Origin of the sequence: Sutterella sp. AM11-39 (assembly GCF_003472385.1) — a bacterium.
Classification (GTDB): Bacteria; Pseudomonadota; Gammaproteobacteria; order Burkholderiales; family Burkholderiaceae_F; genus Duodenibacillus; species Duodenibacillus intestinigallinarum.
The window spans coordinates 1-22482 of record NZ_QRLV01000018.1; the positions used below are offsets into that span (position 1 = coordinate 1).

Here is a 22482-nt window from a genome sequence, read left to right on the forward strand (position 1 = left end):
CCGTTAGGCAATGCTTTTGCGTTGTCATCGTATTTCGGCTCAGGCCTTTTGGTCATGTTTTTGACTCTCAAGTCCTCAAGTACAAAAAACTGCACTTTGTCGTCACTGACCAAGGCGTGAGAGGTCTGATGCGCAAAGTCGTTGATGACGTTTTTGCGATAGTCAAACGTCCGTGCCACTTTCCGACGCATTTTTGCCCTGTTACGGCTGCCTTTTTCGCAACGAGCCATACGCTTCTGATAATGCTTGCGCTGACGTTCTTTGCGATGGATTCTTTCCAGCTGATCCTTTGTCAGCGCGTAAGGCTCGGGAGCGTTACTCGTTTGAACCGGACGCACGACACCCCGGTCAATCCCGTTTCCGCAGGCGATGAGTTCCTCTTCAGAGTATTGCCGCAGTCGCTCAAGCATTTCCTTTTCTGTTTCCGGAAATTGCTTTTGTTCTGTCTCCTCGTAGCTCATGGAAACAAAGAGCGCCTTGCTTGTCAGCGTCACGCTGACCATTGCCGGCACGACAAACTCACGGTGTGCCCGAAACAGAATCGTTCCGCCCGGAATGCGTGCGGTTCCGAATCGCAATTCATACCAGCCCACGCGCCCTGCGGGTTCAATCGAAAAGTAGGCTCGCGTCAGCAGCAGATGACGCTCGGCGTCTTTGATGGCACGCAACTTGGGACGAGCGGCCAACCCTGCTGCAGCCCTTTTAGAAGCCTGACAAAAACGGAAGGCACCGATACCCAGAATTGCCGAGGGCACCTGAGACAACCACGGTCTTTGTGCCTTATCAACAAAATGCGCGTATTTCTGATCGGGTTTGGGACGCGCTACGCGGCACTCATTCCGAATCGGCTGCTTATGCCGTTCAGTTTCCGCTATCAGTCGGCTGAGGCTGTCAAAGAACCTCTGTTCCAGAACGCATTCGTTGTAGATAAACATCTGCCCGGCCGACCAGGTGAGGTAGGCCTCGCGTGCAGATGAATTCTTAAACCTGGCGGCAAATTTGCGTCCGGTGAGCATAGGGTTCCTTTCACGAGGAACTCAGTGTACAGACAACATTCATCTATTTGTTGCCTGCCTCTCAAAAAAATAGCGTCGGGGTTTTAGAGCCGCATTCCTCCCCTGTATGAATACAGGGGAGGAATGCGGGATTTCTTTGAAGAAAAGGAGTCGGACGCGGGCTTTCACGTTGCTTTCATAAACCTCGGAATACATACCTCAATAGAAGTATGTCAAACAACGCGCAAATCACCGCTTGCTGCTCCGACAAGCGAAGCAAACACGATGGCGGCGGTTTCCGTTCGCAATACGCGCGGTCCGATCAAAGTGCACTGCCAGCCCTTTTCGCAGGCCAATGCGATTTCCGCCTGGTCAAAGCCGCCTTCGGGCCCCACGGCAAAGGTGCAGGAGGTCAGCTCCGTAAGTTTCGGAGCGGATGTCGCGCCAGGCGCCAAGATAAAGCGCGCTTGATCCTCCAAATCCAGAGCCTGAGCCAGAGGCATAAAGGAAATGCTCGGCACCACGGCGCGACCGCACTGTTCGGCAGCCCCTGCGGCGATGTCGACGCATTTGGCCAGTCGTTTGGCAGCGCGCTCGGCAGTAAGTTTCGTGACCGAACGGGCTGCCGGCACCAACACGATTTCGGAGATGCCGGTTTCGACGGCCTTTTCGATGATCCAGTCCGTTTTTTCGGGACTGACCAGGGCCTGAACGAGGCGCATGCGAACCGGACTTTCGACGGTTGACCGGGCGATGCTCTCAATCACAATAAAGCCGTCTTTGCCTTCAAATGCGATGGGGCCGGAGGCTTCCATTCCCTTGCCGTCGAAAAGTGTGGCCGTGTCGCCTGCCTTCATGCGCAGTACGCGGCCAGCATGGTGCCGAGCTTTTTCCGGCAACACGCATTTTTCATGTAGGACAAAGGTTGCGTCAGGGCAGTAGAAACGAGGCATAAGAAAATAACAAAACGGTCTGATTAAGGCGATATTGAGAATTGTAGAAAAGCATATGCGGGCACGGCAAAGAGAATCAGGAAGGTGAAAATTGAAAACTGCGGCCACGTCCGCACGCATGGTAAAATCGGGCCACTCCAACAAACGGCTCCGGGATGCGTCCCGGAGCGCTTTCATTCGCATTTTTCTACCCGATATAAAAATGACCGAAACAGTCTCCGCCAAGACGATGGCCGCCGCTGTCCGCGCCCTTTCCATGGACGCGGTCGAACGCGCCAAGTCCGGCCACCCCGGCATGCCCATGGGCATGGCCGACATCGCCGTGACGCTGTTCACGCGACACCTGCGTCACAATCCGGCTGATCCCAAGTGGCCTGCACGCGACCGCTTCATTCTCTCCAACGGTCACGGCTCCATGTTGCAGTACTCGATGCTGCATTTGACGGGCTATGACGTTTCTATCGAAGACATCAAGAATTTCCGCCAGCTCGGCAGCAAAACGCCGGGGCACCCTGAAGTCGGCATTACGCCGGGGGTGGAAACCACGACCGGTCCGCTCGGTCAGGGCATCGCCAACGCCGTCGGCATGGCGCTTGCCGAAAAGATGCTTGCGGCGGAATTCAACCGCGACGGCTTTGAGGTCGTCAACAACCGCACCTACTGCTTCCTTGGCGATGGCTGCATGATGGAAGGCATCAGCCACGAAGTCTGCTCGCTTGCAGGCGTCTGGGGGCTCAACAAGCTTATCGCGATCTACGACGACAACGGCATCAGCATTGATGGTGACATCAAGGGTTGGTACGGAGACGACGTGCGCGGTCGTTTTGAAGCCTACGGCTGGAATGTGATCGGACCGATCGACGGCCATGACGCCGAAGCGGTGGATGTCGCTCTGACGCAGGCCGAAGCCGAAACCGCCAAGCCCACGCTGATCATCTGCCGCACCGTCATCGGTCAGGGCAGTCCCAATCGCGCCGGCACGGCCAAGGCTCACGGCGAAGCGCTCGGCGGCGACGAAATCGCGGCCACCCGTGCCAACATCGGCTGGAACTATCCGCCCTTTGAAGTGCCGCAGGAAATTTATGCGGCCATGGATGCCCGCGAAGCCGGTCGCCGCATGCAGGGCGACTGGGAAGCACTCTTTGCCAAGTATGAAGAGGCTTATCCTGAACTTGCCTCAGAATTTAAGCGCCGTCTCGCTGGCGACCTGCCCGCAGGTTTTGACGAAGCCGTGATGAACGCACTTTGCGGCGCCGCTTCCGCCGCTGAAACGGTGGCTACACGCAAGGCAAGCCAGAAGGCTCTCAACGCCCTGGCCCCCGCTCTTCCCGAATTGCTCGGCGGCTCTGCCGACCTTACGGGTTCGAACCTCACTAACTGGACCGGTGTGGAGCGTCTTACACGCGACAACATGTGCGGTCGCCACATCAGCTACGGCGTTCGCGAATTCGGCATGAGCGCCATCCAAAACGGCATTGCGCTCTACGGCGGTTTCATTCCCTATAGCGGCACGTTCCTCACGTTCTCGGACTACGCCCGCAACGCCATTCGCATGGCGGCTCTGATGAAGCTGCGTTCGATCTTCGTCTACACGCACGACTCCATCGGTTTGGGCGAAGACGGTCCGACGCACCAATCGATCGAACACGTTTCAAGCCTGCGTCTAATTCCGAATCTCGACGTGTGGCGTCCGGCCGACACGGTCGAAAGCGTCGTCGCCTGGTCTGCAGCGCTTGAGCGCCGCGACGGCCCGGCCGCTCTGATCTTCACGCGCCAGAACTGTGCATTTGTCGAACGCGACGAAGTGGATGCCGACGCCATCGCCAAGGGCGGCTACATTGCTGCCGAAGCGCCTGCCGGCGCCGACAAGGTGCAGGCGGTGATCGTGGCGACGGGTTCCGAAGTGGAACTCGCCATGAAGGCCCGAGCTCTTTTGACGGCCATGAACGTTCAGGTCCGCGTCGTTTCGATGCCCTGCTGCGATGTGTTTGATCGTCAGGACGCCGAGTACCGCAATGCGGTTTTGCCGTCCGACAAGCCCATCCTGGCTGTCGAAGCGGGTACGACCGGTCTGTGGCACAAGTATCTGCACGGCAACGGCGACGTTCTGGGCATCGATACCTTCGGTGAATCCGCACCGGCATCGGTTTTGTGGAAACATTTCGGCTTTACGCCCGAAAATTGCGTGCAAAAAGTTTTGGCGTTGATCGCCAAGTAATTGAATAAAAAGGTTAGGAGAATTCCAATGACGATTCGTGTGGCAATCAACGGCTTTGGCCGCATCGGGCGCAACGTTCTGCGCGCTCACCACGAAAGCGGCAAGAAGCACGACGTTGAAATCGTGGCGGTCAACACGCTCGGTTCCGATGAAATCAACGCGCACCTGCTGCGCTACGACACCGTGCACGGCCGCTTCAACGGTGAAGTGTCGACCGACGGCCCGGAATGGCTCATCGTCAACGGCGACCGCATCCGCATGTTCTCGACGCGCGATCCGCGTGAAATCCCGTGGGGCGAATACGGCGTGGACGTGGTGCTCGAATGCACGGGCGCCTTCACGAGCAAGGAAAAGGCTCTGGTGCACCTCGAACAGGGCGCCAAGAAGGTTCTGATTTCCGCTCCCGGCAAGAACGCCGATGCCACCGTTGTGTACGGCGTCAACGACGATGTGCTCACGTCCGACATGACCGTTGTGTCCAACGCATCCTGCACGACGAACTGCCTGGCTCCAGTCGTGGCCCCGCTGCATGAAGCCATCGGTATCGAACGCGGTCTGATGACCACGATTCATTCCTACACCAACGACCAGGTGCTCACCGACGTCTATCACAAGGATATGCGCCGCGCCCGTTCGGCTACGCACTCCATGATCCCGACCAAGACCGGTGCTGCTGCCGCCGTCGGTCTCGTGTTGCCAGAATTGAACGGCAAGCTCGACGGCTTTGCCGTGCGCGTGCCCACGATCAACGTGAGCTTTGTCGATCTGACCTTCGAAGCCAAGCGCGACACGACGGTTGAAGAAGTCAACGCCATCATGAAGGCCGCTTCCGAATCCGCTCGCCTCAAGGGTGTTCTCGGTTACAACGATCTTCCGCTCGTGTCGATCGACTTCAACCACGATCCGCACAGCTCGACGTTTGACGCGACGCTCACCAAGGTCTCCGGCGGTCGTCTGGTGAAGGTGACGAGCTGGTATGACAACGAATGGGGCTTCTCGCACCGCATGCTCGATACGGCTTGCGCGATGATGGCTGCCAAGTAATCGAAGAACTTTTGTTCGACAGACCGGCTGCAGGAAACACTTCTGCAGCCGGTTTTCAAAATCCTTATAGAGACTTAGAGTTATGCAAGTCCAGACCTTGGAATCGCTTGCCAAGCAGGGCGCCCTTGCCGGCAAGCGCGTGCTGATCCGTTCCGATTTGAATGCCCCTCGCGACGAAGCGGGCAACATCACCGATGAAACCCGACTGATTGCCAGCGTGCCTGCCATTCGCCTGGCTTTGGACGCCGGCGCCGCCGTCATGGTGATGAGCCACTTGGGTCGACCCACCGAAGGCGAATGCCGTCCTGAAGATTCTCTGGCCGGCATCACCGTTCGTATGAGCGAACTCGTGGGCGTGCCCATTACGCTTTCGCGCCGTTACTTGGAAGAAGGCGTGCAGATTAAGCCCGGTCAGGTGGTTATGCTTGAAAACTGCCGCTGCAACAAGGGCGAAAAGAAGAACAACGAGGAACTCGCCAAGGCCTATGCCGCTTTGTGTGACGTCTACGTGAATGACGCCTTCGGCACGGCTCACCGCGCTCAAGCCTCGACCGAAGGTGTGGCGCGCTTTGCGTCCGTGGCATGTGCCGGCCCCCTGATGGCTTCCGAAATCGAAGCGCTTACCAAGGCTGTGGCTCAGGCCGAGCATCCCTTGGTGGCTATCGTCGGTGGCTCGAAGGTTTCGACCAAGCTCACCATCCTCAACAATCTCGCTCAGAAGGTCGATCAGCTCATTGTGGGCGGCGGTATTGCCAACACGTTCCTGTTGGCTGCCGGCTACAAAGTTGGCAAGTCGCTTGCCGAGCCCGAACTCGTCGACGAATGCAAGAAGGTTCTGGAAACGCTCAAGGCCAAGGGTGCTACGCTGCCGCTGCCTGTTGACGTGGTTGCCGCCAAGAACTTCTCGCCTGAAGGACCGTACCGCACCTGCGCGGTTGAAGATGTGGCCGACGACGAAATGATTCTCGATGTGGGTCCGAAGACCGCCCAGATCCTGGCTGACTACGTTTCGAAGGCCAAGACGATCGTCTGGAACGGTCCGGTCGGTGTCTTTGAAATGGCTCCCTACGCTCAGGGTACGGCCGAACTGGCCAAGGCGATTGCTCAGGCAACCTCCGACGGCGCCTTCTCGATTGCGGGCGGCGGCGATACGGTTTCTGCCGTTTCCGTTTTCGGTGTGGCCGACAAGGTGAGTTATATCTCCACCGGCGGCGGTGCATTCCTGGAATTCCTGGAAGGCAAGAGTCTGCCGGCGATTGCCGTACTGCAGCAGCGCGCTGCCAAGTAAGGCGATCTTGCTGTCGGTCTAAACGAAAGGCACCGGTTCTCCAGCGGAATCGGTGCCTTTTTCAATGGTCGAAACTAAAACAGAACCGTTTAGGATCGTTCCATCTTGTCTTGACGGCGCAACTTGTCGGCAAGGATGTGAACGTATTTCCAGCCGATAGCCACAACCACGGGACCCATGGCAGCGGCGATGACGCCCAGTAAGAGAATCATCGAGAGATTGTTCTTGACGATCGGGATGTTGCCGAAAAGATAACCCACACCGATCAGAGAAACAGCCCAGATGCAGGCCCCCAGACCGCTGTAGAGCTCAAAGCGGGCCATGCTCATGCGGGCGGCACCGGCCACCAACGGGGCAAAGGCTCGTACGATCGGCACAAAACGAGCAAGAACGATCGTCTTGCCGCCGTGTTTTTCGTAGAAAATCTGCGTCTTGCGCAGTTTTTCAATGTCGATCCAGCTGATGGAGCCGTCGTAGATTTTGTTGCCGAGCCATCGGCCTGTATGAAAGCCCAGCGTGTTGCCCAGACATGCGCCGAGAATCACGGCAAGCATCAGGCCCCAGGGGCTCATTGTGCCGGCTGCAGCGACGGTACCTGAAACAAAGAGCAGCGAGTCCCCAGGCAAGAAAGCCAGCACCACAATGCCCGTTTCCAGAAAGAAAATCAGGAACATCGCCAGATAAACGAACCAGCCGTATTCGGTGGCGAGCACCATAAGAAAGTGGTCGGCGTTGGTGAAAAGCTCCAGAATGAGGCTTGTGATGTCCATGTTTTTCTTTCTTCGTGGCGCCGAGTGAAAACAAAAGGCGGCGCAGGCAATAAACAAAGGAAGCGCCGAAAAAAATGCAGGCGCTTCTGCAAGGTCTGCTAAGAATATCACAGCGCTTTTGCACTGTTGTAACGTTCGCGTCAACAAGATTGCTGAAGATTGCTGCGCAATGCCACTGCGAAGGCAAAACAAGCGAAAGTAGACGCTTTCCAATATGGAAAAAGCGAGTCCCGAGCGCGAAGTCCGACTAGTACAATCCTTCTGAATCGATTTTTGTATTTGAGATTTTTTTCATGAGTGAAGAACTGCAACGGGAGCCGACGGCACCGCGAAAGATTCAGGAGCTTTCCGATCGGCTGATCAGCCAGATTGCTGCGGGCGAAGTGATCGAGCGTCCGGCTTCAGTCGTCAAGGAACTGGTTGAGAACTCTCTAGACGCCGGTGCAACGGATGTTGAGATTCGTCTGGAAGAGGGCGGCATCAAGCGTATCGTTGTCGCCGACAACGGCTGCGGGATTCCAAAGGAAGACCTGCCGTTGGCCCTTAAGCGTCACGCCACAAGCAAAATCCGAACGCTTACCGACCTTGAGAGCGTTGCAAGTTTCGGCTTCCGAGGCGAAGCGCTGGCGTCCATTGATTCGGTGGCCGACGTGACGATCACAAGTCGCACGGCCGAGGCCGAGGAAGCCTGGGCCATCAGCCGCGACGGTATCGTTCCTGCGGCCGGCCAAAAGGGTACCCGCATAGAAGTAAAGGACCTCTTTTATCTGACGCCTGCCCGACGCAAGTTCTTAAAATCGGCTGCCACCGAAACCGCGCATATTTTGGCGCAGGTCGAGCGTATGGCCTTGGCAAACCCTTCAGTGCGCTTTCGCGTGTTTACGAATGCTCGGGCAAGCCTTCATCTGCCGGCTCAACCCACGGCCGAACGCGTTTTTGCCGTGATGCCTGCGGAGTTCAAGGACGCTTGCCGCTCCCTTGAGGCCGATGCGCCCGGCCTGCATCTCGAAGGCTGGGTAGGGTTGCCCACGGCCGCCCGCAGTCGGGCCGACAAGCAGTTTTTCTTCGTAAACGGTCGCTTCATACGTGATCGCGTCCTTCAGCATGCCGTCAAGACGGCTTATGCCGATGTGTTGCACGTACAGGCCCAGCCGATGTTCGTGCTCTCGCTTTCGATCAACCCGTCTCGCGTTGACGTCAATGTTCATCCGCAAAAAAGCGAAGTGCGTTTCCGCGACAGTCAGTTGGTGCACAGTTTTGTCTCTTCGGCCATCATGCGCACGATTGCGCATGGAGCCGGCGATCAGGCTCCCGTTTCCATGCATGAGAGCCAGCCGGATGAACCGATACAAGCTCGGCCGATTCCGGCCGCAATGCCTCCGCGCCCGACGGGCGGCACCTTTGCATCGGGCGGACACTTTGAGAGGTCCGCATCTTCGAGCGTTGCCCCCAAGCCTCTGACCGAACAACAGTGGCTCAATCTGTACGGTGGTTCGCATACGTCGCCGTCTTCCGTGAGTTCGAATCCCTCGCCTTCCTCCAAACCGAGTTTTGCCGATCTCCTGTCGCAGGCGACAGCCCACAACCAGCCGTTGGGCAGGCCGATTGCACAGATTGCGGGTATCTATGTTCTTGCGGAAAACAGTCAGGGGCTTGTGATCGTCGACATGCACGCCGCGCACGAACGCGTGACCTACGAAAAGCTCAAAGCAACTTCGGTCGGCACGGACATCACGCAGCTGTTGGTGCCGACGGTCTTTAAGGTAAGCGATGAGACCATGGCGCTTTTTGAGGAGCACAAGGAGAAGTTTGCTCCCTTGGGACTGGAAGTGACGGCGGCCGGTGAAAACTCGTTGACGTTGAGGGCGCTGCCGGCGATTCTTGCGCGCGGCAAGTTTGATGCGGCGGATCTGGTGACGCACCTGCTGGAAGATTTTGCCCGCTTCGGTGATTCGGCTCTGACCGAACAGCTTCGAAACGAATGCCTTGCCACCATGGCTTGTCACGGTTCGGTGCGTGCCCATCGCGAATTGACACTGCAGGAAATGGATGCGCTTCTGCGCGAGATGGAACGTACCGATCGCGCCGATCAGTGCAATCACGGTCGCCCGACCTGGACGCAATTGACGCTTGCCGACCTCGACAAGCTTTTTATGCGAGGCAAGTGATGAGCGAAAAACCTCGAGCTCTGATGCTTCTCGGTCCTACGGCTTGCGGCAAGACCGCCGTTTCGCTGATGTTGGCCCGTGAGTTTGCTGCGGAAATCATTTCCGTCGATTCGGCTCTGATCTATCGTGGTATGGATATCGGCACCGCCAAACCCACTAAGGAAGAACAAGGCGGAGTGCCGCATCATCTGATCGATATCCTTGATATTGAAGAAAGCTACAGCGCCGCTGCATTTGCCGAAGATGCCGAGCGGCTCATCGGAGAGATCTCGGGGCGCAGTCGTTACCCTCTGTTGGTGGGCGGCACGATGTTGTATGCCAAAGCCCTGAGAGAGGGGATGGATGAAAGCCCGGCAACGGATCCTTCGGTTCGAGAACGTATCACGGCGCTGGGCGAGGAGCTCGGGTGGCCAGCCATGCACGAACGGCTGGCTCAGGTTGATCCCGTGACAGCCGCGCGTCTTGCTCCCAACGATCGACAGCGCATCGGACGCGCTCTGGAGGTGTTTGAGATCACCGGAAAGCCGCTCTCGAGTTTGCATACCGGAGCCAAGCGTTACGATCCCACGCTTGCCGTGGCGGCACTTTTCCCGCAGGATCGAGCCAAACTGCACGAGATGATCGGCAAGCGCTTTGATGCCATGGTCAAGGCCGGTTTTCTTGACGAGGTTCGCACGCTCATGGCACGTCCCGGATTTGATGAAAATCTGCCGTCCATGCGCGCCGTCGGATATCGTCAGGCGATTGCGCACCTCAAGGGGGAGATCGATTTCAATCAGTTCCTCGAAAGCGGCAAGGCGGCGACGCGTCAGCTCGCCAAGCGTCAGATCACGTGGTTGCGCTCCATGCTCGGTGTGGTGACGTTTGATCCTTATGAAACGCCTTTGACAACCATTAAGGACAAGCTGCGTCAGATGGCGGATCCGAATCTGGATTAAGTTGACATCTGATCGCTGGAAAATGATCGGTTTTGTGCTTAATTGAGTGTAAAAGCAGGAAAATGGCTGTCAATATGATTCAAAACGAAGAAATCGAACGCGCGTTACAGCGTCTGCGAAACGTGCTCAAAAACACGGCCGAGAACAATCGTCTTTGCATTGCATATTCCGGCGGACTGGACAGTCGGTTCCTGGCTTTTTTTGCTTCCAAATGCGGGTTGGAAGTTGAGCTGCTTCACGCGTCTGCCGCACACGTGTCGCCCACGGAGTCTCAGAACGCCGCCGATCGGGCGCAGGCCATGGGCTTGACTGTTCGTGTGGTGCATCCGCCTTTGCCGTCACCTGAGGCGTTGGCCGCGGCCGGACGCAACCGTTGTTATGTCTGTAAACGGTCGATCTTTTCGTTTTTGCAAAAGCAATCGCCGGCACCTTTGTGCGACGGCAGCAACGCCAGCGATGCATTGGTTTTTCGTCCCGGAAGCCGAGCAATAAAGGAGTTGGGGGTGCATACACCCCTGGCCGATGCAGGTCTCACGAAACCCATGATTCGTGCGGCCGCAGCACGCCTCGGTTTGCCCGATCCTCAGCAACCCGCGCGCCCTTGTCTACTGACGCGCTTTGACTATGGCGACGCGCCCGATGCGCGCCGGTTGCGTCTGACGCAGCAAGTCGAAGATTTTCTTTCCGAACTGCCCGAACTGAAAGCGGGGTTTCGTTTGCGTTGGCTCGGAGATCAGCCATTGCTGCATGTTGCCTCTGCCAACCGTTTCTCATCGGAGGAACTGGGAGGTATTCAGACACGTCTGACAGAAAGTTTTCCGGAACTTGGCTCGGTACACATTGAGGTGATGGACAACCTCTCCGGTTGGTTTGACCGTCGTCTCAAAGCGGCAATCAACAGCGAAGAGTAGGGGGCTAATGAATAGCGTCTGAGACCTGAAATTGTTGTGGTGATAACTTATATCAATGAGTTTCTGCAAATTTATAACTTGAAGAAACTGTACCAAAGTATGCTTGTAAGTATACTTAGCTGTTTTTTTGGTACAGTTCTCGCCTTTTTTGGTACAGTCCCGGCCCGTTGATTACAGTTTGGTATAGTTCGGGCGGACTTTGTTGTCTCAGAAAGTCTCTAAGCTGTTATCGCGGAGATTGTGGAATTTTCAATGCTCCTGAGATCTTTCCGCCTCTCTCAGAATTGATTGCCCCTTTGCCGGCCGATCCGACGTCACCACAAAGGCGCCGAGCAGCACGAGCAGAAGTGCGGCAGGCTTATCCCATGTGAAGACATCCATGCCGATGAGGATCGCCGTGACCGATGCCACAATCGGCTGCAGGTTCATGTAGATGCTCACGACCGTAGCACTCACCGTGCGCATGCCGATGGGAATCAGTGTGTAGGTTGCAATGGTGCAAAAGACGATCAGAAAGGCGATCTCAAGCAAACCGACGTGAAAATCCGTCGCCGTCCACAGAAGTTCATGCTGCCATTGACCGCTTAAAACCCAAACGGGGCACACAAAAACGCAACTCGTGGTGAAAATCCACTTCATTTGTGTGATCGGACGGTATTTTTTGCTGATGTCTCCACAAATGACGACATAAGCCGCAAATGCCACGATTGAAACAGTGGCAAACGCGATGCCGAGTAGGTTGTTGGTCCCGGCGCTGCCGGTTTCAAACGCTGCACGCATGGCCAAAATTGCCGCGCCGAGAATTCCCAACAAAATGCCGAATAGCTTTTTGCGCGTGATTTTTTCGCCGAAGAAGATAGCCTGTAGCAGCAACACGACAACCGGTGAGAGCGCCAAAATCAGTGAGAAATACACCGGCGTCGTGTACTGCAAACTAAGCGACGTCAGGTATTGAGAAAAAACGAAACCCAGAAAGCCGCCGAGCAAAATGAGCCAGAAATCGCGTTTGTCAATGCGTTCGCGTTTGGCAAAGAATTGAATTGTCCAGAAAAAGAGCGCAGCACCGACCGCGCGCACTCCGATATAGCCCATCGGACTCAAATAGTTCAGCAGCAAATCGCGTGTAATCGGAATGTTGACGCCCAGTACGACCTGCGTAAAGATGATCATAAGGTGGCCGAACCACTTGTTCCGCAACATGTTTTTTGTTCCTCCCACGGGGAACTCGAGTCTAAAGAACAGGCGCCAGGCGGAATTATCAAAAAGTGCCCAAAACTTGCCAGATCCGTTCTCTTCTAGGAGTGATGTTTCGCATGGCTGCGGCTCTCTTTTGCCTTTCTAGTCAAACTGACTCGAAATGAGTCGAATTTGCTAAAAAGACGGTCAAAAATAGCTAAAAAAACGTCATTACGCTGGACTAATCGGCGGCGTAGTGACGAAAGAAAAGGAAGATTAACGGCCCGTCAATGCGCAGTCCGGCAGGAGTTGCGGCGCGACTTTAGCCAGAAGCTGCGCCGTTTCGAAGACGGGTAGTCCCATGATGCCCGAGTAGCTACCTTCGATGCGCTCGATGAACAGCCCCGCAAGCCCCTGAACGGCATAGCCGCCGGCTTTGTCGTATGGTTCATCCGTACGAATATAGGCTTCGATTTGCTTGGACGAGAGTTTTGAGAATGTCACCTGAGAGATACTCACGGCCACGTGCAGCTGTTTGGATATTCCATCGCTGACAACCACAGCGGTGCGCACTTCATGGGTACGCCCCGAGAGTTTCTGCATGAAAAGACGAGCCTTCGCGGCATCCTCCGGTTTTCCCAGTATTTCATCGCCGCAGATCACCACGGTGTCTGCCGCCAACACGGGCAAAGAGATTTTGCCTTCGGCTGCGATGCGGTCCATGGCCTGACGAGCTTTTTCGCAAGCCGTGCGCACGACGTAGTCCTGAGGGGCTTCGCCGTCGTGTTGTGTTTCATCACCCTCAAAAGCCGTCAGAACGGAAGGGCCCGCGTGGATCACTTCAATGTCGGAAATTCCCATGCCGGCGAGAATCTCCCGGCGGCGAGGACTTTTGCTCGCAAGGTACAAAACGGGCATGGTTCAAACGCGGTGATAGGGGTGATTGGCAAGAATCGACCAGGCGCGATAGATCTGCTCGGTCAGCAGAACTCGGGCAAACGCGTGCGGTAGCGTCATCGAAGACAGCCGCAGCATCATGCGCGATTTGGCTTTGAGCGCCGGATCGAGACCGTCGGCGCCGCCGATGATGAAAGTGACGCCGCAACCCTCGTTTTTCCAGGCGGAAATCTTTTTAGAGAAGTCGACCGTGGTCATGTCGCGGCCGTGTTCGTCCATGGCAACCAGGATGTCGCCCGCAGGAACGGCGCGTTCGATGCGTTCAGCCTCCGCAGCCATGACTTGAGCGACGGGCTTGCCGCCGGTGCGTGCTTCGGCTTTGACTTCTTTCACGATGACCGTAAAGTCGCGGGGAAAGCGAGCCAGATAATCGTCAACAGCGGTCTGAGCCCAAGCCGGGAGCTTTTGCCCCACGGCTACGATGGTGATGTGCATGGTCGGGAATTACTGAGCGGTTTCGGGCGCGTGGGCGCTTTTTTCAGCCAGCGAGTCGAGATAGGCCGAAATGTCGAGCGTCTCAGGTCCCCAGAGTTCTTCGAGGTTGTAGTAGGAGCGCATGGCGGGCTGCATGCAGTGGACGACGACTTCGCCGCAGTCCACAAGCACCCATTCGCCGGTGTCGCTGCCTTCGAGACCGCTCACCTTGCCGCCGGCTTCACGCACGGCACGCGAAACGGACATGCCGAGTGCGCGCGTCTGGCGGTTGCTCGTGCCCGAGCAGACCACCACGCGGGTAAAGGCGCTCGTCTTGCCGGTGGTGTCGAACACCACGATGTCCTTGGCTTTAACGTCGTCAAGGGCGTTGACGATGACGTTCAAAAGTTCTTCCGTGTTGAGCATGTTTTCCTTTTTTAATAGCTAAGGGCCGCTTTCGGCGTCCCGAAAAAATCAATAAGCATTGTGTTGCGCAATCAAGCGTGCCACAGATGTCGGCAGCCACGTATCGAGTGCCTTGAAGGCTTCGGAGCGAGGCCGAGTCGCAAAAAGCGCGCGGATCTTCGTTGAGCTGGCCGCGTGCGCCGCAATGTCAAAGGTCGTAAAGCGACCGGCGGGTGCAAGCGTCAGTTCATGCGGAACAACCCGGCGCTCGGCAACGAAGGCGGCCACGTCAGGTGCGGGTTCCTTCATTTGCTCTTCGCGCGTGCACACGGCGACGCTCACAAAATCAAAGAGATCCTGCCAGCAGCGCCAAGTGTGGAAATTCTCCCATTGATCGGCGCCGATGAGCAAGACAAGCGGCATCGCAGGCCCGTAGTCTTCGCGCAGACTGCGCACCGTATCAATCGTGTACGTGGCCCCCGTGCGCTCGAGCTCTTTGGTGCAGACCGCAAGCGATTCGTTCTTGCCGATTGCCGCGCGCAACATCTCCAGGCGAAGCGACACGGGTGTGGCGACCGATTTTTGCCAGGGGCGAGGCGCGAGCACGAAATCGACGCGCTGCAGACGCAGGGATTGAAGAGCTCCGCGAGCGACGGCCAAATGCCCGTTGTGGACGGGATCGAAACTGCCGCCCAAAAGTCCGATGCCTCGACGCATAGGAAATTCCATCCGAAGGCTGCCGACCGATACGCCGAATCAACGCGTCAGCTGCGTGGTGAAGACTTCGCGCACTTTGTCGCCGACTTCATGCGCACCGACCCAAACGTATTCCGTGTAGTTTTCGCCGTCGTAGGAGTAGTTGCGGCGCGAGACCCAGAAGTACCAGCCTTCGTCGTCATGCGCGCTCGCCGGGCCGATGTCGGTGGCGATCTCTCGCACGGTCATGCCGCTTTGAATGCGCGAAAGGTACACCGGTTCGAAGTGGGCGGTAAGACGTCCGCAGTTCTTGGGAGACTCGAAGGTGCCCGGCGACATCTGCACTTCCGTGACGGTTTCTTGGCCCGTGGCGATGAACCAGAGTCGAAGCGGCGTATCGCCGTTTTTGGCCTGAGCGCAGACCCAGCGGCGGCCATCGTCTTCCGAGTGAATGCGCGACTGCACAATGGCGGCGACGTCGCTGATGCGCGACTGCTCGAGCACCACTACGGTGTCGCCAAGCAGCACGGGAGTGGCGGGCGACACGGTATAGGTGCTGCGGGCGTGCAACAACGTGCTCGGATAGCCGAAAGGTTCGTCCGAAGCCGAGGCTGGCGCGGCAAGACCCGTGAGCATCGCGGCCGACAGGGCAAGTGTTGTTGTAATGCGCATCAATTCGTGAAGTCGGTTGGTCGGTAACGGGTTTATGCGAAAGACATCGGCAGAGTCGGAATTCTCCGCCGACGTCGTTCGTTTGATGAACTCAGAGCGCGCGATAACCGATGTCGCGGCGCTTCTGCACGCCGTCAAAGTGTACCTGATCGGCCGTGCGGTAAGCGGCATCATGGGCCTGTTTGAGCGTATCGCCCAAGCCGACCACGCAAAGCACGCGGCCGCCCGACACAACGATGTTGCCTTGAGCATCGTTGGACGTGCCGGCGTGGAAGATCACTGCATCATCCGTTTCTTCGGTAAGGCCGGTGATTACGGCGCCTTTTTCCGGGTGTTCCGGATAGCCGCGTGCGGCAAGCACAACGCCCAGAGCCGAGCGCGTGTCGTATTCAATGCCGCCCTTGGTGATGTCGCCTGCGGCTGCGGCAGCCAGCGTCTGAGCAAAGCCCGACTTGATGCGGCTCATGATGGGCTGCGTTTCCGGGTCGCCCATGCGGCAGTTGAATTCGAGCGTCTTGACGGTGGTCTTGCCTTCCTTGTCCTTGCCGATCATGAGGCCGGCATAAAGGAAACCGGTGTAGACGATGCCGTCTTCGGCCATGCCGCGCACGGTGGGCTCAATGATTTCGCGCATCGTCTTCTCATAGACTTCGTCGGTTACGCAGGGGGCGGGCGAATAGGCACCCATGCCGCCCGTGTTGGGGCCCTTGTCGCCGTCGAGCAGGCGCTTGTGGTCCTGGCTGGTTGCGAGCGGCAGCACGTTCTTGCCGTCGACCATCACGATGAAGCTTGCTTCTTCGCCTTCGAGGAATTCTTCGATGACGACGCGGGCACCGGCCGAACCGAACTTGTGGCCCGAGAGCATGTCGTCAATGGCGTTGTGCGCTTCGTCTTCGGTCATCGCCACCACGACGCCCTTACCGGCGGCAAGACCGTCGGCCTTGATGACGATCGGGGCGCCCTTGGCGCGCACGTATTCGTGGGCGGCCTGCGGATCGGTAAAGCTTTCGTATTCAGCCGTCGGAATACCCTTGCGTTTCATGAAGGCTTTGGCGAAGTCCTTGGAACTTTCGAGCTGAGCAGCTTCTTTGGTGGGGCCGAAGATCAGGAGACCGGCGGCGCGGAAGACATTGACCACGCCCTTGGAAAGCGGGGCTTCGGGACCAACAACCGTCAGATTGATTTTGTTTTCCAGAGCCCAGTCGCGCAGGGCCTCGATGTCGGTGATGGGGAGGTTTTCAAGGCGGCTGTCAGCGCCCGTGCCGGCGTTGCCGGGAGCAACCCAAACTTTTTCAACACCTTCGGATTTGGCAAGACGCCAGGCAAGGGCGTGTTCACGACCGCCGCTGCCGATCACTAAGACCTTAGTCACAAAAATTCTCCAATCTGTCGACAGGAAAGCCGGACAGAGAAAGCAGATACAAAAAAGCTTGCAGGAATTCTACCCGCAAGCCTTTTTTGTCGGATTGATCTTTTCAAAACGAAAAGACTTTTCCGAGCGTTTGAAAAACTTGTTATTCCTCGTCGAACACGGCGCTCGTGTAGACGTTGCTTACGTCGTCAAGATCTTCAAGCGCGTCGATGAGTTTTTGCATCTTGGCGGCGTCTTCGCCCTTGAGTTCAACTTCGTTAAGCGGTTTCATCGTGATTTCGGAGGAAACCGGCGTGAGACCGGCAGCTTCGAAGGCCTTGGAAACGGCGTCGAAAGCGGCAGGATCGCACACCACATCAATCGAGCCGTCATCGGGATCGGTGACGACATCGTCGGCACCTGCTTCAAGGGCCACTTCCATCACGGTGTCTTCGTTGGTGCCGGGGGCAAAGAGGAATTCGCCGCAGTGACGGAACTGGAAGGACACGGAGCCTTCGGTCCCCATGTTGCCGCCGTGCTTGGACAGAGCGTGACGCACATCAGCCACGGTACGGGTGCGGTTGTCGGTGGTGCAGTCGATGATGAGGCTGGCGCCGCCGATGCCGTAGCCTTCGTAGCGGACTTCTTCGTAGTTCACGCCTTCGAGCTGACCGGTACCCTTCAAAATGGCGTTCTGAATCGTGTCCTTGGGAACGTTGCCGTCACGAGCCTTGGAAATAGCCAGACGCAGGCGGGAATTCATGTCGGGATCGCCGCTTCCGCCGACGCGTGCGGCTACGATGATTTCACGCACAAGCTTGGTCCAGAGGTTGGAGCGCTTGGCGTCCTGACGGCCCTTGCGGTGCTGAATATTGGCCCATTTGGAATGTCCGGACATTTTGTCTAAATCCTTGTTGTCGATGTGTGAGTATGTGAAAACCGTGTGTCTTGCGGCGGTTTGAGGGCGTTCCTTGCGTCTGCAGTCGACAGACGTCTTACGTCGAAGAAGGCCCGCAAAATGAGCCCGCGCGCGGAAATTTTCGAATTTTAATCATTTTTCGGAAGTCTGGAAAAATGCGCGCGAACGAAAAAACGGCCTGTAGACAAGAGCTTGGGTCAATTGCGAACGATTTCTTAGTTGACTTTTCGAGTCGGCGAACTTGGGCAAAAATCGCAGTCTGACCTGACTTTGCGGACTGAGGCCGTTGAGGGCCCTGCTCTATAATGGGGCCACCAAAAAATTTTTGTTTATTGAATAATGAAATCCAGCCTGACATTTGCAATGCGGCTTTACCGCATTGATCAAGTTCTGCAGGAGGAAGGCTCGGTCTCATTTGAAACGTTACAAGCCGCTTTGCAGTGTTCCGCGCCCACGCTCAAGCGCGATTTGCGCTACATGCGCGAAAAGCTCGGTGCCCCGATTGTCTATTCACGCTCGCAGAATGCTTACTCGTACGCGCGCGACCAGAAGTCGGAGCACAGGGATGGATTCGTTCCGAAGCTTCCCGCGGCTTGGTATACGCCCGATGAGATGTATGCCTTCTTAGCTGTCGTTCAGCTTCTCGGACGAATCGAGAATGATCCGAAGGCCGTGCTTGCCTCGCAAATGCAAGCGCTTCGCTCGCGGCTCCTGGCGATGCTTCCCGGCGAATTCATTCAAGCCAAGGAGCTCCTTAAGCGCGTCAAGGTGATCATGCCTTCCGTTCCCAATATCGATGCGCCGTTTTTCAGCATTGTGGGAGCGGCTCTCGCGCAGCGCCGCCGGCTTCGCATTACCTATTTCACGCGTACTCGGGACGCCGAGTCGGGACGCGAGATCAGCCCTTTGCGTCTGGTGAATTGGAGAGGACGCTGGTATCTGGATGCATGGTGTCACGAATCGGGCAAGCTCAAGACTTTTGCCGTGGAAAACATCCGCTTTGCCGAGATGCTTGACGTGCGTTGCCGTGTCGTTGCCATGCGCGACATTGAACATGCACTCGACGGCACCTATGGGATCTTCTCGGGCGGTGAAACCAAGACGGCCGTGATTGTCGTCGATGACGTGATGACGCCCTACGAGCGGTTTACCGTCTGGCATAAGGATCAGCAGCAGACCTTTGACGACGCCGGCGGCATGACGTTGCGCGTGCCGTATGCGCGCGAACCCGAAATCGCAGGGGAAATCATGCGGTTGGGCTCGCACGCCAAAGTGCTTGCTCCCGCGGACTTGATTGATTACATTCGTGAGCAGCACCGCCTGGCGCTGCGGCAGTACGAGGACTCGGAGGACAGAACATGACGGACAATGCACGCAACGACGTGCCTGCCGTTGCCGAGAATAGAACCTCGCACCGCAATTTCCGCCGCAGAAAGCCCTGGCATGAGGGCAGAGGATCGGCTCAGAAGGCTCAAGGCAACAAGCAGGGCAAACCGCAGCCCAAGATTTTCTTCTGCGGTGACCCGCACGGGGAATTCGAATACATCAACAGAACGGTAGAGAAGTATCATCCGGACGCCATCGTGATCCTGGGTGATCTGCAGCCGCCTGAGGATCTCGAAACGTTGCTTGCACCGACGCTCGCCCTTACCCAGGTTTGGTGGATCCCCGGCAATCACGACACCGATTGCGAGGAGTACTACGACCGACTCTGGCACGGGCCGATTGCCGAGCACAATCTGCACGGACGCGTAGCCGACGTTGTGGGCTTGCGCATTGCCGGTTTGGGAGGCGTGTTTCGCGGACAGATCTGGATGCCCGAAGGCCGTCCGAACTATCAGTCGGCAACCGGCTTCGTGCGCCGCAGTCCCAAGACGAATCTCTGGCGAGGCGGTCTTCCGCGTCGTCATCGCTCGTCGATTTTTCCGGCGACATACGAAGCGCTGCAGCAGTGCAAGGCCGATATTCTGGTTACGCACGAAGCGGCGGGCTGTCATAAAAAAGGGTTCGATGCGATCGATCGTCTTGCAAAGAGTCTCGGCGTCAGGTGGCTTTTCCACGGTCACCAGCACGAGGACTGCGAGTACGGCGTCTATAAAGGCATGCAGGTTCGAGCGGTAGGTTTTCGCGGCATTGTTGATCTCAACGGACGCGTGGTGCGTCCGGCCGAAATTGATCCGCGCGACATACTCGTGATGCAGCAGGCCGGCGAAGAACCTTCTCCGGACGAGCTCGACAGCGTCCCGTTTGACTATCAGGAGATGCTCGACAGACTGAAAGCTCGAGACAACGGCACCGATTATTCGCCGAGCAATGTCTCCAGACGTCCTTCCCGGTACTTCAACCGCAACGGTCGCAATCGCTACAACAGAGACCAGCGACAAAACGGCTCGGAAGGAAACGCAAATAAGTCAAAAAATCAGTCCTGACAAAAATGGCCGCGAAAGCGGCCATTTTCGAATGCTTTAGAGTCCTGCGTCGCGCAGGTACTGAATCGGGACGATCGAGCCCTTGGCGTATCGGTCTGAGTCGTGGTCCAGACAGAGGATGACTTCGGCTTGGGTGAGCATGACGAGATCAGCCGAGCTTTGGTTGAGAAGCGGCTCAACAACGGGGGCGCCGTCTTCAAAGGAAACGATGCGAGCGCGCATGAATTCTGCGCGGCCCGGTTTTTTCTTGATGTCATTGACGAGTCGGGCCGGATACTGCTTGAGCCACAGTCCTTCGGTGAGGCCTTGCATCTGAAGCAGAGCGCCGCGCGCGAATTCCAGGAAACTCACGAAAGCGGCCACGGGGTTGCCCGGCAAAACGAAGACGGGTTTGCCGCTGATCTGACCGAAACGCATGGGACGACCGGGCCGCATATTGATGGACCAAGGCTGCATGGATCCCATGGCATTGAGCTGCGTTTGGCTGAGATCGAACTTGCCGTTGCCGGCTCCGCCCGTCAGAAGAAGCATATCGCTGCGCTCGAGCAGTTCGGCGATCTTTTGAGCGATGACTTCGGCGCTGTCCTGCATCGAGACGGATTCGACCTCGCAGTTCATCGCTTTGAGCATGGTCTCAAGCATGACGCCGTTGCTGTTGTAGGTCTGAAAGCGACCGAGCGGCTGACCGGGTTCGGCCAGTTCACTGCCGGTCGTCAAAAGCGACACGCGAACGCGGGGATAGACGACAACTTCACTTACGCCGGCGGCGGCCAGAAGCGCAAGATGTTGAGCCGTGAGACGCGTGCCGGCAGAGACGATGACTTCGCCTTGGTTGATTTGTTCGCCTTCATAGCGCACATTGGCGCATGACTTGACACTGGCGGTTTGAAAGCGAATCGTGCGGGCGGTTTCGTCAATGTCGCATTTTTCGAACGGAATGACGGTGTCAAACGCTTCGGGCATCGCGGCGCCCGTTGCGATTTCAATGCAGGTGCGGGGTTCAAAGTTTGTTTGCTGACAGGGGGCGCCCGCAAAACTTTGTCCGACGATCGGTAAAACGATCTCTTGTTCGCCAACTACGTCCTCAAAGCGAAACGCATAGCCGTCCATGGCCGAATTGGTGTAGGTGGGAAGCGGATTGGCGGCGGCAATGTCGCAGGACGTCACGAACCCGACGGCTTGCGCAAGCGGCAGTGTTATCGTCTCGGTCGGTTTGGGCGCAGTCTCGAGAATCAGTTCGCGGGCACGGTCGACTGTGATAGATTCAAAAACTTGACGAGCGGCAGACATGTTGATCAACTCTGTAAATAGCGGTGTTCGACATATTAGAGGAAGAACGAAGCAAGAGAGCGATTCACCGACTGAGTCATTTATCTGAAGTGCTCTGCCGATGCAATATCTCCGGAAACGATTGGCGAAGAAAACGATGCAAAACGATCGGATCAAAAAAGAGGACATCACGGGTTTGGTACTGGCCGGCGGCAAAGGAAGCCGCATGGGCGGAGTCGATAAGGGGCTTGTCGCGTTTGAAGATGTGCCTCTTGTCGAACACGTGATCGGCATTCTCAAGCCTCAGTGCCGGACGTTGGTGGTGAGCGCCAATCGCAATGAAGATGTCTACGCGAAATATGGATATCCGGTTGTGACGGATGACGATAAAAATTTCTCGGGGCCGCTTGCCGGCATCGCGGCAGCGTTGGAAATCGTGAAGACGCCTTATATGGTGGTGGCGCCGTGCGACAGTCCGTTTCTGCCGAGTGACTACGTTGAGCGCCTTGCCGGAGGCTTGAATGAGCATCGTGGGAGAGCTGTGGCGGCGGCGCGTACCAACGGGAGGGAGCAGCCGGTATTCATGTTGATCAAGACCGATGTGAAACACGCTGTCCGGGAAGCGTTGGCAACCGGACAGCTCGCACTGCACCGTTGGCTCAACCGGACGATGAACGTGGTCTGGGTTGATTTTGACGATGAGGGAGCGTTCGAAAATATGAATCGTGCCGAAGATCTGACTGCTAAAAACAAATGTCTTTGAAATCAGTGAGTTAGGAAGAAAAAGAGAAAAGGTGTCGAAAATTTTCGAAAATCTCCCTTGACAACCTGAAAAAGCCACTTCATAATTCGCAATCTCGTTTGACGGGAAGCCAAAAATGAGTCGCGAACAACGACTCTTTTTTATCG

The 22482-nt window shown here is 56.7% G+C and carries 21 protein-coding genes; 9 read left to right on the forward strand and 12 right to left on the reverse strand.

Annotated elements, in window-relative coordinates; genetic code table 11:
- Nucleotides 1-1016 (reverse strand): transposase (locus DW133_RS09580; RefSeq protein ID WP_147408927.1); only part of this gene is annotated, 1016 nt, incomplete at its 3' end.
- Nucleotides 1017-1228: 212 nt separating this feature from the next.
- The gene (locus tag DW133_RS09590) at nt 1229-1948 is read right to left on the reverse strand and encodes a 16S rRNA (uracil(1498)-N(3))-methyltransferase (RefSeq protein WP_118276438.1); all 720 of its coding nucleotides are present in this window, start codon (nt 1946-1948) and stop codon (nt 1229-1231) included.
- 202 nt (nt 1949-2150) lie between these two features.
- Here DW133_RS09590 and tkt point away from each other — a divergent pair, with 202 nt between their 5' ends.
- The 3 genes from tkt (at nt 2151) to DW133_RS09605 (ending at nt 6498) form a co-directional block, all read left to right on the forward strand.
- Complete coding sequence (gene tkt, locus DW133_RS09595) at nt 2151-4166, forward strand: transketolase (protein WP_118276439.1); 2016 nt, start codon at nt 2151-2153, stop codon at nt 4164-4166.
- 27 nt (nt 4167-4193) lie between these two features.
- Nucleotides 4194-5210 carry a type I glyceraldehyde-3-phosphate dehydrogenase gene (gene gap / locus DW133_RS09600; protein ID WP_118276440.1) on the forward strand — a complete coding sequence of 339 codons (1017 nt, stop codon included), beginning with the start codon at nt 4194-4196 and terminating at the stop codon, nt 5208-5210.
- A gap of 82 nt (nt 5211-5292) precedes the next feature.
- Nucleotides 5293-6498 carry a phosphoglycerate kinase gene (locus DW133_RS09605; RefSeq protein WP_118276441.1) on the forward strand — a complete coding sequence of 402 codons (1206 nt, stop codon included), beginning with the start codon at nt 5293-5295 and terminating at the stop codon, nt 6496-6498.
- Between the two features lie 89 nt (nt 6499-6587).
- Here DW133_RS09605 and DW133_RS09610 read toward each other — a convergent pair whose 3' ends face one another.
- A complete protein-coding gene (locus DW133_RS09610; protein WP_118276456.1) occupies nt 6588-7268 on the reverse strand; it encodes a VTT domain-containing protein in 681 nt (226 codons plus the stop codon).
- 293 nt (nt 7269-7561) lie between these two features.
- Between DW133_RS09610 and mutL the strand changes: the two genes are divergently transcribed.
- From mutL to DW133_RS09625, 3 genes are all read left to right on the forward strand, one after another.
- Nucleotides 7562-9436 carry a DNA mismatch repair endonuclease MutL gene (mutL, locus tag DW133_RS09615; RefSeq protein ID WP_118276442.1) on the forward strand — a complete coding sequence of 625 codons (1875 nt, stop codon included), beginning with the start codon at nt 7562-7564 and terminating at the stop codon, nt 9434-9436.
- A complete protein-coding gene (gene miaA / locus DW133_RS09620; protein ID WP_118276443.1) occupies nt 9436-10374 on the forward strand; it encodes a tRNA (adenosine(37)-N6)-dimethylallyltransferase MiaA in 939 nt (312 codons plus the stop codon). The genes mutL and miaA overlap by 1 nt, the downstream gene beginning before the upstream one ends.
- 62 nt (nt 10375-10436) lie before the next feature.
- Nucleotides 10437-11285, forward strand: a complete 849-nt coding sequence (locus DW133_RS09625) for a hypothetical protein (protein ID WP_118276444.1) — start codon at nt 10437-10439, stop codon at nt 11283-11285.
- Between the two features lie 249 nt (nt 11286-11534).
- Here DW133_RS09625 and DW133_RS09630 read toward each other — a convergent pair whose 3' ends face one another.
- The 8 genes from DW133_RS09630 to DW133_RS09665 all read right to left on the reverse strand — a co-directional run bounded on the left by DW133_RS09630 (nt 11535) and on the right by DW133_RS09665 (nt 17854).
- Nucleotides 11535-12485, reverse strand: coding sequence for a DMT family transporter (locus tag DW133_RS09630; RefSeq protein WP_118276445.1), 951 nt, complete (start codon nt 12483-12485; stop codon nt 11535-11537).
- A gap of 252 nt (nt 12486-12737) precedes the next feature.
- Nucleotides 12738-13379, reverse strand: a complete 642-nt coding sequence (locus DW133_RS09635) for a nucleoside triphosphate pyrophosphatase (protein ID WP_118276446.1) — start codon at nt 13377-13379, stop codon at nt 12738-12740.
- 3 nt (nt 13380-13382) lie between these two features.
- Entirely contained in the window at nt 13383-13853 is a 471-nt protein-coding gene (gene rlmH / locus DW133_RS09640; RefSeq protein ID WP_118276447.1) for a 23S rRNA (pseudouridine(1915)-N(3))-methyltransferase RlmH, read from the reverse strand.
- A 9-nt stretch (nt 13854-13862) separates the two neighbouring features.
- The gene (rsfS, locus tag DW133_RS09645) at nt 13863-14258 is read right to left on the reverse strand and encodes a ribosome silencing factor (RefSeq protein ID WP_118276448.1); all 396 of its coding nucleotides are present in this window, start codon (nt 14256-14258) and stop codon (nt 13863-13865) included.
- Between the two features lie 48 nt (nt 14259-14306).
- The gene (nadD, locus tag DW133_RS09650) at nt 14307-14954 is read right to left on the reverse strand and encodes a nicotinate (nicotinamide) nucleotide adenylyltransferase (protein WP_158571187.1); all 648 of its coding nucleotides are present in this window, start codon (nt 14952-14954) and stop codon (nt 14307-14309) included.
- 39 nt (nt 14955-14993) lie between these two features.
- A complete protein-coding gene (locus DW133_RS09655) occupies nt 14994-15605 on the reverse strand; it encodes a hypothetical protein (RefSeq protein ID WP_118276450.1) in 612 nt (203 codons plus the stop codon).
- Nucleotides 15606-15696: 91 nt separating this feature from the next.
- The gene (gene purD / locus DW133_RS09660) at nt 15697-16983 is read right to left on the reverse strand and encodes a phosphoribosylamine--glycine ligase (RefSeq protein ID WP_199588878.1); all 1287 of its coding nucleotides are present in this window, start codon (nt 16981-16983) and stop codon (nt 15697-15699) included.
- Between the two features lie 136 nt (nt 16984-17119).
- On the reverse strand, nt 17120-17854 hold the full coding sequence (locus DW133_RS09665) for a YebC/PmpR family DNA-binding transcriptional regulator (RefSeq protein ID WP_118276452.1): 735 nt from the start codon (nt 17852-17854) through the stop codon (nt 17120-17122).
- A gap of 360 nt (nt 17855-18214) precedes the next feature.
- Between DW133_RS09665 and DW133_RS09670 the strand changes: the two genes are divergently transcribed.
- Nucleotides 18215-19237, forward strand: a complete 1023-nt coding sequence (locus DW133_RS09670) for a YafY family protein (protein WP_118276453.1) — start codon at nt 18215-18217, stop codon at nt 19235-19237.
- Entirely contained in the window at nt 19234-20304 is a 1071-nt protein-coding gene (locus tag DW133_RS09675) for a metallophosphoesterase (RefSeq protein WP_118276454.1), read from the forward strand. Before DW133_RS09670 ends, DW133_RS09675 begins: the two co-directional genes overlap by 4 nt.
- A gap of 36 nt (nt 20305-20340) precedes the next feature.
- On the opposite strand, the gene glp is transcribed toward DW133_RS09675, so the two are convergent.
- Nucleotides 20341-21594 carry a gephyrin-like molybdotransferase Glp gene (glp, locus tag DW133_RS09680; protein ID WP_158571188.1) on the reverse strand — a complete coding sequence of 418 codons (1254 nt, stop codon included), beginning with the start codon at nt 21592-21594 and terminating at the stop codon, nt 20341-20343.
- A 136-nt stretch (nt 21595-21730) separates the two neighbouring features.
- On the opposite strand from glp, the gene mobA reads away from it, so the two are divergent.
- Nucleotides 21731-22336, forward strand: a complete 606-nt coding sequence (gene mobA, locus DW133_RS09685) for a molybdenum cofactor guanylyltransferase MobA (RefSeq protein ID WP_158571189.1) — start codon at nt 21731-21733, stop codon at nt 22334-22336.
- Nucleotides 22337-22482: the final 146 nt, after the last annotated feature.

Excerpts from the sequence above, each read along its gene's own strand:
- DW133_RS09590 (WP_118276438.1), bottom strand. The coding sequence starts at position 1,948 with ATGCCTCGTTTCTACTGCCCTGACGCAACCTTTGTCCTACATGAAAAA.
- tkt (WP_118276439.1), top strand. The coding sequence starts at position 2,151 with ATGACCGAAACAGTCTCCGCCAAGACGATGGCCGCCGCTGTCCGCGCC.
- gap (WP_118276440.1), top strand. The coding sequence starts at position 4,194 with ATGACGATTCGTGTGGCAATCAACGGCTTTGGCCGCATCGGGCGCAAC.
- DW133_RS09605 (WP_118276441.1), top strand. The coding sequence starts at position 5,293 with ATGCAAGTCCAGACCTTGGAATCGCTTGCCAAGCAGGGCGCCCTTGCC.
- DW133_RS09610 (WP_118276456.1), bottom strand. The coding sequence starts at position 7,268 with ATGGACATCACAAGCCTCATTCTGGAGCTTTTCACCAACGCCGACCAC.
- mutL (WP_118276442.1), top strand. The coding sequence starts at position 7,562 with ATGAGTGAAGAACTGCAACGGGAGCCGACGGCACCGCGAAAGATTCAG.
- miaA (WP_118276443.1), top strand. The coding sequence starts at position 9,436 with ATGAGCGAAAAACCTCGAGCTCTGATGCTTCTCGGTCCTACGGCTTGC.
- DW133_RS09625 (WP_118276444.1), top strand. The coding sequence starts at position 10,437 with ATGGCTGTCAATATGATTCAAAACGAAGAAATCGAACGCGCGTTACAG.
- DW133_RS09630 (WP_118276445.1), bottom strand. The coding sequence starts at position 12,485 with ATGTTGCGGAACAAGTGGTTCGGCCACCTTATGATCATCTTTACGCAG.
- DW133_RS09635 (WP_118276446.1), bottom strand. The coding sequence starts at position 13,379 with ATGCCCGTTTTGTACCTTGCGAGCAAAAGTCCTCGCCGCCGGGAGATT.
- rlmH (WP_118276447.1), bottom strand. The coding sequence starts at position 13,853 with ATGCACATCACCATCGTAGCCGTGGGGCAAAAGCTCCCGGCTTGGGCT.
- rsfS (WP_118276448.1), bottom strand. The coding sequence starts at position 14,258 with ATGCTCAACACGGAAGAACTTTTGAACGTCATCGTCAACGCCCTTGAC.
- nadD (WP_158571187.1), bottom strand. The coding sequence starts at position 14,954 with ATGCGTCGAGGCATCGGACTTTTGGGCGGCAGTTTCGATCCCGTCCAC.
- DW133_RS09655 (WP_118276450.1), bottom strand. The coding sequence starts at position 15,605 with ATGCGCATTACAACAACACTTGCCCTGTCGGCCGCGATGCTCACGGGT.
- DW133_RS09665 (WP_118276452.1), bottom strand. The coding sequence starts at position 17,854 with ATGTCCGGACATTCCAAATGGGCCAATATTCAGCACCGCAAGGGCCGT.
- DW133_RS09670 (WP_118276453.1), top strand. The coding sequence starts at position 18,215 with ATGAAATCCAGCCTGACATTTGCAATGCGGCTTTACCGCATTGATCAA.
- DW133_RS09675 (WP_118276454.1), top strand. The coding sequence starts at position 19,234 with ATGACGGACAATGCACGCAACGACGTGCCTGCCGTTGCCGAGAATAGA.
- glp (WP_158571188.1), bottom strand. The coding sequence starts at position 21,594 with ATGTCTGCCGCTCGTCAAGTTTTTGAATCTATCACAGTCGACCGTGCC.
- mobA (WP_158571189.1), top strand. The coding sequence starts at position 21,731 with ATGCAAAACGATCGGATCAAAAAAGAGGACATCACGGGTTTGGTACTG.